The organism is Xenorhabdus entomophaga (genome assembly GCF_037996725.1).
Classification (GTDB): Bacteria; Pseudomonadota; Gammaproteobacteria; order Enterobacterales; family Enterobacteriaceae; genus Xenorhabdus; species Xenorhabdus khoisanae.
In genome coordinates, this window is the sequence record NZ_JBBMXH010000119.1 from 1 (window position 1) to 11,854 (window position 11,854).

Below are 11,854 nucleotides of genomic sequence, written 5' to 3' on the forward strand. Positions count from 1 at the left end.
TTACGGAGCTCCCCAAACGCCATCCCAACGATCCTCTGCACGATCTGCTCCCGTGGAACGTGAATATGGGCGACATCATGTAAATACACTGCTTAATTGGCCGCTTACGCTTTTATATTCCCCAAGCAGTTCCCGCATTTTCAGTTTGATCTCACTGAGCTGGTCTTGCTGGCGCTGGTACTGTTCTTAATAGCGCAGGTATCATCACTGTCAGGAATCAGCACCAGACAGCCATCCAGTATCTTCACGGTCAGGGTGCAACCTTTATCGAATCCCGCCGCCTTAAGCCATTGCCCTTTAAGGTGGATTGCAGGCGGGGCTGTGGCCCTGTCGTTTTGCGGCACGTATCCCACGGTGTAATAACGTTCGGTTTTGGCGGCTTTATTTATTGCCCGGTTTTGCTTAGAATGCGCGTTAGCCATAATAACTAGCCTCAAGTAGTTGTTGTGGTTAGCGGTTTTATCGTGCTACCAACACGATAAAACCGCGTTCAGATTTCATTGCCTACCTTATCGCCACCATGTGTAACTTTCCATCACCAAACTCTGCCTTTGCGAGGCTACTCGCAAAATAATCACTGTATATACATCCATTGCAAGAGAGTGTGTTAATGCACTTAGTAAACTCTCTTTTTCGCCGAAAATACCCACCATATCATTCATAATGGCAACATGTTCAATATAGATTGTCATATTTTTAATCATGACCAAAATCGATCTGCTGCATGGTTTCGAAGCGATGTACCAGTCACTGGATTGCAAACTGCGCGACCCAATTTTGGGGGTGACGTTCAGCCTCAACAACCACGATGAAAAAGCGTGGCACAGTGAGCTGGAACAGTTCTGGAAACAGTGGATGTGCGTGACTTTGATGATTTGCCACAGGCCATCCCAACCCGCCGATGCCCGGGCGGCACGCTGGATGTCTTCTACCAACAGAGCCTGAAACCGTTTGTGGATAATGGCCTGACCACGGGCACGGACGGCAAGATCCTGATCCGGCCGGATGTGATGAAACAGCTGGAAACGGCGAATCGTATCCGTACTACTTTCTTCACCCCGCAGAACGGCCTCGGCACGCAGTTTGCCATCGAACCCGTCAGCCTGACCGGCAACAAACGCCGTGCCTTGCTGAACCTCGACGGCCAACTGGTGGATTACTCTCACGGCCGCAGCAATGTGGCGCGTCTGGTCTGGCCGAACTCCATGCGGGCTGGCACCGAAAGCAAGCTGACCCTGATGCCGGACAGAAGCAATCAGGCCCCGCGCACCATCAGCTTCACGGGGCCGTGGGCCCAGTTGCGGCTGATCAACAGCGGCAAGCTGACCAACGTTCAGCCGGGCTTCTTTGACGTGCGTTTCAACGTGGACGGGGGCGAGATGACCTACCGCATCTACGTAGACGAATCGGACAACCCATTTGCGGGCGGGCTGTTCAGCCAGTTCAAACTGCCGGACACCCTCTATTAAGGTGACGACCTTCTGTACCGCCCCCTGCCTTCGGGCAGGGTTTTTTTTAAGGAGAAAAGCGAGAATATGAGCGGGCACCCTGAAAATCTCATCATCCGGGCGGGCGGCAGTCCGCTGAACCTGCCGGAATTTGCCGTTATCCGCGATGAAATCAACAAAACCAGCCATCCGGCGCAACCGGAAGTCAACTGGCCGCTGGTGGAATCCCTGTCCCTGACGGTATTCAAAACCAACGGCGTCGATTTGCAGACGGCGATTTACTACACCCTGGCGCGGATGCAGCTGAACGGGCTGGCGGGTTTTACCGAAGGCTGTGAGCTGCTGGCCGGGGTTATCGTCAGCGAGTGGGACACCCTGTGGCCGCCTCAGCCGCAGGTACGGACTGACCTGCTGGAGTGGTTCCACACCCGTACCGGCAGTGTATTACGCCAGCTGGATTTTGCCGCCGGTGACCTGCGGATGATTTACCGCGCCGAACGGGCACTCCAGCTGATTATCGACCGGTTACAGCAATCCGACCTGAAACGCCTGCCGCGTGTCGAGAACCTGTTGTGGTTCTTCCAGAACTCAGCGAAAAAGCTGGAAAAACCCCGGCAGGCCGCCAAACCGGTGTCACAGCCGGTACAGATGCCGCCTTTAGTCTATCTGTCCCAACAATCGGAAGCGGAACAGGAAACCGCGCCGCCGCGCACTGACAGCCCGCCCGCCGCCGGGCACCAACAGCGGGTTCACGTCCAATTTCCTGAACAACCGCCGAAAGGTTTAAGTGCATGGCAAGGGTTTGGCCTCGGGGCTTTATTGGGGTTACTGGTTTTGGTGGGCAGCGGGCTGCTGTTCTACAAACCGCTGCAACAGCAACTCAACGCCATTACGGCCCAGCCCGCAGGGGCCCGGCTGGCCTGGTTGTACCAGCCTGAACTGGAAAAGTATCAGCACCAGCTGGACCGGTTAGCGGAAACCCCCGTGCTGGCAACATGGGAAGCCGCCCGTACCCTGAAAGGCACGGCAGAGCAGCATTGGCCCGCGTCACCAAGCCAGCGGCACATCACCCGCCAGTGGGAACAGGAAATGGCCGCGCGTATTGACAGTATCCCCCTGAAAGGGAACTGGCATACCACCCGCGACCAGCTTCAGCAACTGGCGGACAAAATCCTGTTGCAGGAGCGTACCCGCGGCAGTTTCACGCTGTCCTACCTGAAAACCGCCATCTATGACATCCAGCGCAGCCACGGCAGTGACATCCCGCTGGAAGAGCTGCTGCGTCAGCTGAGCGTCTACGCGGCGAAAGGCGAGTCCGCCCCGCCGGTGCTGCTGAAAGGCATCGATGAGCGCTTTAACGCCCTGCTCGGCCGCTATGACCGGCTGCGTCAGGCGACAGACCCGCGGGAAAGCCGCACCGATAACAAGATTGAGAAAAATAGCGAAAGCAGTACCCAACGCCATGAACAGGCCGTCAGCACTGACGGCGGGCATTAATCAGGGAGACACAGTATGTCGATGAAAAAGCGCATTGCGAAACTTCAGAAAGGGCAGGCCCTTGTCCGGCAGGGGCAGCAGGCCGCCCAAATGGTGCAGCAGGTGGCGGGGATGCCGGGGGGCTTAAGCGGCGGCCGTGCCGGAGGCGGCATTGCCGGCAGCACCGGCGGATTTGTCAGCGGCGCTCAGAGTGCGGCGGGCGGCCAGGGCTTGGCGGCACGGGCCGCCAGCGGCCAGAACGCCGCAACCAAAGCCCTGCAAAAAGCCGGCGCCATGTTAGGCGGCGGCGGGGGCAGCAACCACCTTTTATCATGCGGGCGGTTTTGAGGAAGATACGAAAATAGACCTGTCAAAAGGGAAAGGCGGGAAAGATTTTGATCCGGGAGGAAAGAAAGGGTTTTATGTGACGACATTGAAAGAGCAAGCACTTCAATGGGCTGAGAGAAACAAGCTTCCAACACTGGCCACATTTGAAGTACCGAACTCGGAGTTAGCCAAATTAAATATTAAAGTGTTGGACACGAGCACGCCTGCAGGTAAGAAAGAATGGATACGATATGTTAAAGAAGGTCGTAAAGGAACATTAGCTCATAATTATGACGGAGTTAGCGGTCCGTATTTAGGCAATCCAAGTAAATTTCGTAAGGGGAAACCACCAGACATTGTAGGCCATCAGCTCGCCCTTTATACTCAAAAAGCAACGGAATTATTTGATAAGCATAAAGCTTCAGTCAAAAAAAGTGCTGATGTCGATACGTGTCCATAAAAACGATGGGTAGAAAAGACATGATTGATAGAAAAAATATTATTGATGGCATTGTTCTTACTGATGAAATTGACCCCAATAAAAAGGTTATTTTTAATTTTTATACCTGGGTAGAGGTGTTGAAAGCGATTATTGTCAAATATGCCAATAAATCAGAAAGTGAGGCGGAGAATCTACTTTTAAATCATCCGGCTGTTTATCTTCCTACAACCTATTCGAACATTTGGACTCTTAGTCATGAATCTGAGTACGAATGGGCAATGGCAATAGTTTATGGTCATGGATATTGGCAAAGGGGTATCCCAGCTTATGAGCCTGAAGGCTTTGAGGAATGGGAAGAACAGTATAGAAAAGAACATAATTTAGCAGAATTTAGTTTTGATTAATTAATGAGTGATAACAGAGGGGAAAAGGATTAAAACGCTGAAAATCCAGTCCCCTTAAACTCAGCAACAAAAAGCCGGAAAATCCTTATGATCTTCCGGCTTTTTATCATTATCAGGCCGGATAATCTCCAATCAGCTCCCGCATCCGCAGCTTAATCTCGCTGAGCTGGTCTTGCTGGCGCTGGTACTGTTGTTTAATGGTGCGGGTATCGTCGCTGTCAGGAATAAGCACCAGACAGCCATCTGTAGCGGTCAAAAAACCCTTAATCATAATTATGATGCGGTCAGCGGACCAATGTTAGGCAACCCATTCCCCGTAGCAAAGAAAAACGCGAAACCTGTACCAACTGCAAAGAGTAGCCAGTTTGCTATCTATTCAGACAAGGCCGCAGAACTATTTAACAAAAACAAAGTATCAATGACAAAGGTAAGTACTGATGACTGCCCGTAATAGACTTAATAAGGAAGATATCGTTGATGGCCTTATTTTTACATCTAATGATGATCCTAATAGAAAGATTGTATTTAATTTTCATACTTGGGTTGAGATGCTTAAGGCCATTATTGTTAAGTATGCCAATAAATTACAAGATGAAGCCGAATCTCTGGTTATGAACTACCCAGGAGTTTATACACCGGTTGAGGATTATAGTGATGTTGAATTCATGAGTCATGATTATGAATATCATTGGGCAATGGAGATTGTATATGGCGGTCAATATTGGTTAAAAGGGATCCCTTCTGATCTGCCTGAAGGGTTTATTGAATGGGATGATCAGCATAGAAAAGCTCATAACCTAGCAGAAGATAGTTTTGAGTATATTGATGAGTGATAACAAAGGGGGAAAAGGATTAAGATGATGAAAATCCTGTCCTCTTAAACTCAGAGCTAAAAAGCCGGAAAATCTTTGCAATCTTCCGGCTTTTTATCATTATCTGATCTGATAATCCCCAATTAGTTCGCGCATTCGGAGTTTAATCTCACTGAGCTGGTCTTGCTGGCGCTGGTACTGCTGCTTGATGATGCGAGTGTCGTCACTGTCAGGAATAAGCACCAGACAGCCGTCCATAATCTTGACGGTGTGTAGTGGCACGATAATTTGGACAGGCTATAAGTCTACAGCTAAAGCAATTAAAAAATAATTAAATGAGTAAAAAAAATGCCTGTGGAATTTCCACAGGCGTCTGGTGTTGGTAATAAAATAAAAAGATTAATTTTAGTTATCTATTAATAGATTTAAATTCTTCTGCTGTTTTTTTCAAAGCCATTTCCGTCGGTAGGCGTTCCATTGAACTTGCTCCGTAAAAACCGTGGCAATCAGGGCAATTTTCAAGAATATATTTAGCATCTTTAGGTGTGGCGATAGGGCCACCGTGGCACAGTATAATCACATCGGTACGGACCGATTTGGCAGCTTTTGCACAATCGTTAATCAGTGGAACACAATCTTTTAAGGTCAGCACGGTTTCAGCGCCGATATTACCACCCTTTGTCAGGCCCATATGAGGAACAATGACATCTGCGCCAGCTTCCGTCATTGCAATCGCATCTTCTCTACTAAAAACATAAGGAGTGGTTAGCAAACCTTTTTCGTGGGCAAGGCGGATCATATCGACTTCTAGGCTATAACCCATTCCCGTTTCTTCTAAATTGGCACGGAAATTACCGTCAATCAAACCAACAGTCGGGAAGTTTTGCACTCCCGCAAAGCCGATTGCTTTTATATCATCAAGAAATTTATCGAACTGGCAGAAAGGGTCAGTACCATTCACACCAGCAAGTACCGGTGTATGTTTCACTATAGGTAATACTTCTTTTGCCATATCCATCACGATGTCATTTGCATTTCCGTAGGCAAGTAAGCCAGCTAATGAACCACGTCCTGCCATGCGGTATCGACCGGAGTTATAGATAACTATAAGATCAATACCGCCTGCTTCTTCACATTTTGCAGACAACCCCGTTCCTGCACCGCCACCGATGATCGGTTCTCCCCGTGCGATCATCGCTCTAAATTTTTTTAGTAATTCTTCGCGATCATGTTTCATATCATTAAATCTCAGTGTGGTTTATCATTTCCTGGTGTAATTGCATAACCTGCTCACAGAATTCTGGTGAATTGATGTGATGCGGGCTGAAAATTAGTTGTCGTTTTTCTGTTATTTTATAATTATCTGTAAATGCTTTGATAAAAGCGTCATCAGCAACTGGAGACCAGAAGACCCCTCCTTTGATATCTAGGCTGGAAAAACCGGCTGTCGGGATAATAAAACGAATTTCTCCTTCACAATGGTTAAGTTTTTCAGCAATCCATACCCCCATTTGGTGATTCTCTTCTGGTGTAGTTCTCATCAGTGTTACCTGCGCATTATGATGATAAAACTGACGTCCTTTATATTGCTCAGGGATTGTCGACGGACGGCCGAAATTAACCATATCCAGTGCACCGCAGGAGATAATGCAGGGTGTTTTTGTCCGTGCAATGGCACCGAAACGATCCTCATTGCAGGCCAGAACGCCACCAAAGAGGTAATCGCATACCTCAGTCGTTGTTATATCAAGTACGGAGTGCAGGAGTTGACTGTCTACCAGTTTTTCCATCGCTTTGCCGCCACTGCCAGTGGCATGGAATACCAGGCAGTCGTAATCATGCTCTAAGTTGGCGGTGAGTTGCTGAACACAAGGGGTTGTTACCCCAAACATAGTCAGCGCTATAGCTGGTTTCTGTTCATCAGATATATCATCCTGCCGATTAAAATAAACAGCTCCGGCAATCTGATTAGCAGCATTTTTTAAGACTTTTCGGGAGATTATATTGAGGCCGGAAACATCGGTAACGGAGTACATCATAGAGATGTCGCTTGCACCGATGTAACCTGAGATATCACCTGATGTCATTGTGGAAACCATCAGTTTTGGTACACCTACGGGTAGGGATTGCATCGCAGGGGTAATCAACGCAGTCCCGCCGGAACCACCTAATCCTAAAATAGCAGCAATGTCCGTTTGTTGTTGTAAATAGGACTGAAAAGCTATTGCCATTGCTGCGATCGCTCTCCCTCTGTCATCACAAAATACGGCTTGCCTTCCATCGGGGTGGTAATCTGCGATAGTTTCTGCACGAACATCTGCTTCACGTATCAGTCGGGTAGGTTTTGTCGTTAAATCAACAATGCGGACAGCAAGTCCGATTTTTTGTATCAATTCACTGACATAGAAAATTTCTGCACTTTTCGTATCTAGTGTCGTGGCTATATAGACAGAACCTTGATGCTCTTTCATTAGCAACCCTTACTTATCATGAGGTAAAAGTGAGGATATTCATTTTATGAGACTACAGTATCATTTGTGCTACATGAAAAATGAGATCGCAGTCTTATTGCGTATTTTTATTCATCAATAAGTTGGAAAGACTTGCGTTAAAAAAAGAAATAGGTGTGTCAATAAAATATGCTAGTTCGTTGTAATTCTCTTTGCTGAATAAAGGATAAAGTAATCTAAAAGTGTTAATATGAATAACGCTCTTTGCTCTGGGTGGCTGATTTGTGAACATAATGATTGAAAATATATCGTCGTTTGATAATAGAATAGATAAGGCTGTATTTATTATCTGTAGAAGGATTTTTAAATGATTGGTACAGGGGAAACTAATTGTTTTATAGGGGATTATTGATGCCACCTATTCACATATCACAGGACTATAAAGGTACTCGTAAGCGGACGTATCAGTTGCTCATTAACACCGCTCTGACTCTATTTGAACAAGGTGCGATGCCATCAGTATCTGAGTTAGCTTTAGAGGCAGGTGTTTCCCGGGCAACGGCATACCGTTATTTCCCGACCCAGAGTGATTTAATCGCCGCTACTGTTAGTGCGAGTTTAGGGCCGATCTTGACTTGGCGTCCACAGAGCGAAAAAACGGAAGAGCGGATCGCTGAACTGTTGAATTTTGCCTATCCCCGGATGTTTGAACATGAGGGAGCACTTCGAGCTGCGTTACAAGTGTCGTTACAACAGTGGGCAGAAGTGCGTTCATTATCATCAACTGAGCCAAAAAAGAAACAACTGGAAAGGGGGAATCGTAAAGAAATTTTATCAATGGTGACATCGCCGATGAAAAATTCTTTTTCTCCAGAACTCATTGATAAAGTGATAAAATCTTTTTCTGTCATTTATGGTTCAGAGATTTTTTTGGTACTGAAAGATATTTGGAAACTTAATAATGATCAGGTTATTGAAATAGCAAAATGGATGGCTAAGGCAATTATTAATCAGGCAATTGAAGAAAATAAAAATAAAGAATAATAACATCCAGTTAATTTTTTTAAGTTTTGTTTTTTTACTTAAGTTAATTAGTGGGTGAATAATGGATTGGGTATTTATATACTAAGCCAAATTAATAAGAAAATACTATTTTTATGAATGCAATCAATTTAAAAATATATTTTTATGTCTAATGGAATGAGTGCTGAGTATTTTATTTTGAGCGATAAATAAATTTACCTTAGAATAAGAAAAATAAGGGCCTAATGGAATAGGCTATTAGCCATGAATATGAGTACGAATGGACGATGGAAATAGTTTATGGCCATGGATATTGGCAAAGAGGCATTCCTGCTTATGAGCCAGAGGGTTTTTATGAATGAAAAGAACAGCATAAAAAAACACAACTTAGTCTTGGTTAAATTACAGTGTTGCGCTTAATATGTGAATACAAGAAATAAAGCGAGTGGAGAAACCAAGCTAATACAGTCAGCAGACCATGATGAAAAAAGAGCTTTTATAGTCTATATATCAATATGTAGCGATTAGCGATAATGGTTAGTTAAAAACGCTGGAGGGTTAAATGATGCGGAAAGTATCCTTGTGGTTTTCGGTTGTGATGTTTATTGCATTTCCGCATATATCATTTGCAGCTTATAATTATTTATTTAAAACAAAAAGTTATGATATTGCTATCAGTGTGCGTTGCCCTGAGGGGAATGTAAGCTGTAATAACGTTGTTTCTATTGTAACTGATAAGAAAAACTATACCTCTTTGGTAGTGAAGGGGAAAACGCTTAACAGAGATTGTAAGACAGAAGGCTGTGATTTTTATGGATATGAATTCAAGAATAAGGAAATAACATATACAATTTATCAATATGGTAAGTTGAAAATTTCGAAAAAAGGTAAGGTCATCCTGTCGGAAGATGGTTCTTTTAAAGAATAATTAAGGTGCAATGGTCATTAAATGAGAGATTGTTATAGCTTTATAGAAATAGAAAAATTAACCAAAGCCCTTGATAAGGGTAAAATTAGAGGATATTTCGAATATATCAATATAGATGATATTACTTATCTGTTTCAATATGCTATTAAGAAATTAAATGAAAAATATCTTGTTTATATATTTTCTATTGATGAATCAAAAATGGTTATCTATGAAGAACCTCAACCGCGCTAGTATGTGTATATTACCAGTGTTTTTGTTGAAAATCCCACATACTTGATCCCATCAAAACTATCAGTAAATCACGTTAGCAATCATTTTCTTCATTTATTATTTGTTAACCATATTTTTCTATTTGAAATCAAAAAAATCGCTAGTACACTTAGTATACTTTTTCGCTGTCCGGAGTCTCTTCTCATTGCACTCCTGAAGGTGAAAAACAGGCATAAGTGTCAATTTTTAACTTGTGAAGACCGCACTTAAGAGACTAAGTAGCCATCGTAAAACAGTCGGTTACAAGTGGAGTTATCTCCACAGTTCAAGATAGACCTTCATGGCATATTGTAAACACCAGAAAATATCATGCTGCTTTTGAAAGGCAGGGGGCTGTTTTTTCTGATGGTATTTATCTAATGTCATGACAGAGGAGAGTAGTGATAAAATCAAAGTTGCAAGTTTAATGTTAATTCGTTGATTTTCAAGGTTAAAATTCCATAGCCGTTTTCTCATATCAGATTTGATTATGAAGGGGGGAATGATGTTTTTCCATGTTGTCAACAAGAATAAGATTATCGTATTTGCTTTAATATTGGGAATTGCCATTTTATTTTTATCTGTTAATAACAGTCGGTTGGGGATTATTGGTTACGCTGATAAACATTGTCAGAAGAATACTGCCTGTTTGATTGATATCAACAAAATTACCCCTTTTGACTGGGATAAAATGTATATCATTGATAAGGGTATGAAGCCTGAGGATATAGAGAATATCATTGGTGCGACATTTAATGAGAAAGCCAGTCTTTTTTATAAAATTATCTTTGTCAGAAATAAAAAGGTAGTTTATTCAGATGAGTATCGTCCTTCGGATGAATCTTACAAGAAAAAGTTTATCAAGCCTAACTTTCATTATCCAGTTGAAAGAAAAGGGGATTATTTTAGTCACTATGCTGTATCGAAAAATAATTCCATTCTTTCAGTAGAAATTGAACATAAGCCATTTGTGAGTGATAAAGTTTACTACAAGATTTCTCCTTCTAATGCGCAGCAAGTTAGGGGAAGGGATACGTAATTTTATCCGATTTCTTGAGTAAAATGAGCAAAGTTACAAGATGAGGTGCAGGTCTGCTATTTTTGTTTGGCCTGCACTTTTTTTCCTGTTTTTATTTTGCTGCTTTTAGTGGATTTGCGGGGTGGTTTTTTATTGTTTTTCCGCTTTAATGGCGCAGTGTTATCAGCCAAACTATCTTTTACCGCTTCTGATTTATTAATTTTATCTTTTAGGCGTTTTTCCAAAGCACACATGGCTTTTATATTCTCTAAAGTTCGAGTTAGTCCTTTTATCAAGTGCTCGTCTTTATCTGCCTGAGCATATTGAAGCTGCTTTTCCAATGTTTGCTTTTTTGTCTGACATCCTGCTTTATTTGGGGTTGCATAGGCAACACTCATACAGAAAACAATCAACACAAATATGATCAATGTTTTCGACATCATGAATTATTCCCAAGGTTATTGAGGGCGTTTATTCAAAATTTTATACTCTGATCTCGATTTGATCCTGAAAATTCATCCGGATCTATGCCGCGGAAGAGGCAGGAAGAGGCTTTTATCTTTTTTGTTGAGAATGAGGCTATAATGCCCCCTTTAGTTGTCTGGTAGGGCATCAGGCAAATTATCAATATTCTGCTCTCGGGGTTAAATTGAATGTTAAGTTATCGTCACCTATGGGATTAGGTGTTTTGATGCTGTTTAATTTGTATTTAATCCCTTATATATCAATCTATTAATCCAAATATCACACTGTATATTGTTCCAGTGTTTATTGACGTTTTCTCACTTTTGCATCACACTGTGGGGTAATCGGTGGGGCAACAAATTGTGAGATTTGAGTATGTCTATAGGTATAAACAAGCTGTCGGATAAGAAGTTAAGAGCGTTGTTGGGGGTACGTTCAGATAGAGTAAGAAAAATATCTGATGGTGGCAGCCTGATGATTCGAGTTACAAAAGCTGGCTCTATAACTTGGATATACAAATATCGCCTAGGTGGTCGAGAGTCAGAAGCAAAGTTATTAACATTAGGAAAGTATCCTGATTTATCTTTAGCTAAAGCCCGTGAAATGCGTGACCAGTGTCGAACATGGTTAGCAGAAGGAAAAGACCCACAAAGAAAAATAAAGTTAGATAGGGAAAGCTCTTTAAAACCAGTAACTGTTATATAACTTTTCATAATTATGAGAATTTCATATTTCCTATTCCTTTCCAACTATTTGCTGAAGCGGCATTCAAGAAAATCTTAACTCTTTTGATGAGCTGCCACATATAT

The 11,854-nt window shown here is 43.2% G+C and carries 17 protein-coding genes and 2 pseudogenes; 12 read left to right on the top strand and 7 right to left on the bottom strand.

Translation table 11 applies throughout. The annotated features are described in order from the left end of the window. Positions 1-140: 140 nt before the first annotated feature. Both AAC854_RS19060 and AAC854_RS19065 read right to left on the bottom strand, forming a co-directional pair. A complete protein-coding gene (locus AAC854_RS19060; RefSeq protein ID WP_340618487.1) occupies positions 141-422 on the bottom strand; it encodes a SymE family type I addiction module toxin in 282 nt (93 codons plus the stop codon). An 87-nt stretch (positions 423-509) separates the two neighbouring features. Next, positions 510-692: a hypothetical protein gene (locus tag AAC854_RS19065; protein WP_340618488.1), complete on the bottom strand. Its 183-nt coding sequence runs from the start codon at positions 690-692 to the stop codon at positions 510-512. A 10-nt stretch (positions 693-702) separates the two neighbouring features. Here AAC854_RS19065 and AAC854_RS19070 point away from each other — a divergent pair, with 10 nt between their 5' ends. From AAC854_RS19070 to AAC854_RS19095, 6 genes and pseudogenes are all read left to right on the top strand, one after another. Then, positions 703-945, top strand: coding sequence for a type VI secretion protein IcmF/TssM N-terminal domain-containing protein (locus AAC854_RS19070; RefSeq protein WP_340618489.1), 243 nt, complete (start codon positions 703-705; stop codon positions 943-945). Continuing rightward, a pseudogene (locus tag AAC854_RS19075) lies at positions 906-1,469 on the top strand (type VI secretion IcmF C-terminal domain-containing protein); the annotation flags it as partial. The gene AAC854_RS19070 and the pseudogene AAC854_RS19075, both read left to right, overlap by 40 nt. A gap of 66 nt (positions 1,470-1,535) precedes the next feature. After that, the gene (locus tag AAC854_RS19080; protein ID WP_340618490.1) at positions 1,536-2,945 is read left to right on the top strand and encodes a VasL domain-containing protein; all 1,410 of its coding nucleotides are present in this window, start codon (positions 1,536-1,538) and stop codon (positions 2,943-2,945) included. Between the two features lie 15 nt (positions 2,946-2,960). Further along, complete coding sequence (locus AAC854_RS19085) at positions 2,961-3,272, top strand: hypothetical protein (RefSeq protein WP_340618491.1); 312 nt, start codon at positions 2,961-2,963, stop codon at positions 3,270-3,272. Between the two features lie 19 nt (positions 3,273-3,291). Further along, the gene (locus AAC854_RS19090) at positions 3,292-3,711 is read left to right on the top strand and encodes a DUF3990 domain-containing protein (protein ID WP_340618503.1); all 420 of its coding nucleotides are present in this window, start codon (positions 3,292-3,294) and stop codon (positions 3,709-3,711) included. 20 nt (positions 3,712-3,731) lie between these two features. Next, a complete protein-coding gene (locus tag AAC854_RS19095) occupies positions 3,732-4,097 on the top strand; it encodes a hypothetical protein (RefSeq protein ID WP_340618492.1) in 366 nt (121 codons plus the stop codon). A 112-nt stretch (positions 4,098-4,209) separates the two neighbouring features. Here the strand turns inward: AAC854_RS19095 and AAC854_RS19100 are convergent, their stop codons facing one another. Continuing rightward, the gene (locus AAC854_RS19100; protein ID WP_340618493.1) at positions 4,210-4,353 is read right to left on the bottom strand and encodes a hypothetical protein; all 144 of its coding nucleotides are present in this window, start codon (positions 4,351-4,353) and stop codon (positions 4,210-4,212) included. Between the two features lie 181 nt (positions 4,354-4,534). Between AAC854_RS19100 and AAC854_RS19105 the strand changes: the two genes are divergently transcribed. Beyond that, a complete protein-coding gene (locus AAC854_RS19105; RefSeq protein ID WP_340618494.1) occupies positions 4,535-4,930 on the top strand; it encodes a hypothetical protein in 396 nt (131 codons plus the stop codon). A 99-nt stretch (positions 4,931-5,029) separates the two neighbouring features. Here AAC854_RS19105 and AAC854_RS19110 read toward each other — a convergent pair. The 3 genes and pseudogenes from AAC854_RS19110 to AAC854_RS19120 all read right to left on the bottom strand — a co-directional run. Further along, positions 5,030-5,179 (bottom strand): annotated as a pseudogene (locus AAC854_RS19110) (SymE family type I addiction module toxin); the annotation flags it as partial. 139 nt (positions 5,180-5,318) lie between these two features. Continuing rightward, positions 5,319-6,146, bottom strand: a complete 828-nt coding sequence (locus AAC854_RS19115) for a phosphoenolpyruvate hydrolase family protein (protein ID WP_340618495.1) — start codon at positions 6,144-6,146, stop codon at positions 5,319-5,321. 4 nt (positions 6,147-6,150) lie between these two features. After that, positions 6,151-7,380, bottom strand: a complete 1,230-nt coding sequence (locus AAC854_RS19120; protein WP_340618496.1) for a Tm-1-like ATP-binding domain-containing protein — start codon at positions 7,378-7,380, stop codon at positions 6,151-6,153. Positions 7,381-7,770: 390 nt separating this feature from the next. Here AAC854_RS19120 and AAC854_RS19125 point away from each other — a divergent pair, with 390 nt between their 5' ends. The 4 genes from AAC854_RS19125 to AAC854_RS19140 all read left to right on the top strand — a co-directional run bounded on the left by AAC854_RS19125 (position 7,771) and on the right by AAC854_RS19140 (position 10,601). Further along, entirely contained in the window at positions 7,771-8,403 is a 633-nt protein-coding gene (locus tag AAC854_RS19125; RefSeq protein WP_340618497.1) for a TetR/AcrR family transcriptional regulator, read from the top strand. A gap of 541 nt (positions 8,404-8,944) precedes the next feature. Then, complete coding sequence (locus AAC854_RS19130; protein ID WP_340618498.1) at positions 8,945-9,310, top strand: hypothetical protein; 366 nt, start codon at positions 8,945-8,947, stop codon at positions 9,308-9,310. Between the two features lie 21 nt (positions 9,311-9,331). Beyond that, complete coding sequence (locus AAC854_RS19135) at positions 9,332-9,544, top strand: hypothetical protein (RefSeq protein ID WP_340618499.1); 213 nt, start codon at positions 9,332-9,334, stop codon at positions 9,542-9,544. Between the two features lie 523 nt (positions 9,545-10,067). Continuing rightward, positions 10,068-10,601 (top strand): hypothetical protein, encoded by a 534-nt coding sequence (locus AAC854_RS19140; protein ID WP_340618500.1) that lies wholly within the window; start codon positions 10,068-10,070, stop codon positions 10,599-10,601. Between the two features lie 56 nt (positions 10,602-10,657). On the opposite strand, the gene AAC854_RS19145 is transcribed toward AAC854_RS19140, so the two are convergent. Further along, positions 10,658-11,023 carry a DUF1090 family protein gene (locus AAC854_RS19145; RefSeq protein ID WP_340618501.1) on the bottom strand — a complete coding sequence of 122 codons (366 nt, stop codon included), beginning with the start codon at positions 11,021-11,023 and terminating at the stop codon, positions 10,658-10,660. A gap of 397 nt (positions 11,024-11,420) precedes the next feature. On the opposite strand from AAC854_RS19145, the gene AAC854_RS19150 reads away from it, so the two are divergent. Next, a complete protein-coding gene (locus tag AAC854_RS19150; protein ID WP_340618502.1) occupies positions 11,421-11,750 on the top strand; it encodes an Arm DNA-binding domain-containing protein in 330 nt (109 codons plus the stop codon). Positions 11,751-11,854: the final 104 nt, after the last annotated feature.

Bases quoted from the DNA above. Each gene is read 5' to 3' on its own strand.
- AAC854_RS19065 (WP_340618488.1), bottom strand. From the start codon at position 692: ATGACAATCTATATTGAACATGTTGCCATTATGAATGATATGGTGGGT.
- AAC854_RS19060 (WP_340618487.1), bottom strand. From the start codon at position 422: ATGGCTAACGCGCATTCTAAGCAAAACCGGGCAATAAATAAAGCCGCC.
- AAC854_RS19085 (WP_340618491.1), top strand. From the start codon at position 2,961: ATGTCGATGAAAAAGCGCATTGCGAAACTTCAGAAAGGGCAGGCCCTT.
- AAC854_RS19135 (WP_340618499.1), top strand. From the start codon at position 9,332: ATGAGAGATTGTTATAGCTTTATAGAAATAGAAAAATTAACCAAAGCC.
- AAC854_RS19095 (WP_340618492.1), top strand. From the start codon at position 3,732: ATGATTGATAGAAAAAATATTATTGATGGCATTGTTCTTACTGATGAA.
- AAC854_RS19140 (WP_340618500.1), top strand. From the start codon at position 10,068: ATGTTTTTCCATGTTGTCAACAAGAATAAGATTATCGTATTTGCTTTA.
- AAC854_RS19120 (WP_340618496.1), bottom strand. From the start codon at position 7,380: ATGAAAGAGCATCAAGGTTCTGTCTATATAGCCACGACACTAGATACG.
- AAC854_RS19145 (WP_340618501.1), bottom strand. From the start codon at position 11,023: ATGATGTCGAAAACATTGATCATATTTGTGTTGATTGTTTTCTGTATG.
- AAC854_RS19105 (WP_340618494.1), top strand. From the start codon at position 4,535: ATGACTGCCCGTAATAGACTTAATAAGGAAGATATCGTTGATGGCCTT.
- AAC854_RS19115 (WP_340618495.1), bottom strand. From the start codon at position 6,146: ATGAAACATGATCGCGAAGAATTACTAAAAAAATTTAGAGCGATGATC.
- AAC854_RS19125 (WP_340618497.1), top strand. From the start codon at position 7,771: ATGCCACCTATTCACATATCACAGGACTATAAAGGTACTCGTAAGCGG.
- AAC854_RS19080 (WP_340618490.1), top strand. From the start codon at position 1,536: ATGAGCGGGCACCCTGAAAATCTCATCATCCGGGCGGGCGGCAGTCCG.
- AAC854_RS19130 (WP_340618498.1), top strand. From the start codon at position 8,945: ATGATGCGGAAAGTATCCTTGTGGTTTTCGGTTGTGATGTTTATTGCA.
- AAC854_RS19150 (WP_340618502.1), top strand. From the start codon at position 11,421: ATGTCTATAGGTATAAACAAGCTGTCGGATAAGAAGTTAAGAGCGTTG.
- AAC854_RS19070 (WP_340618489.1), top strand. From the start codon at position 703: ATGACCAAAATCGATCTGCTGCATGGTTTCGAAGCGATGTACCAGTCA.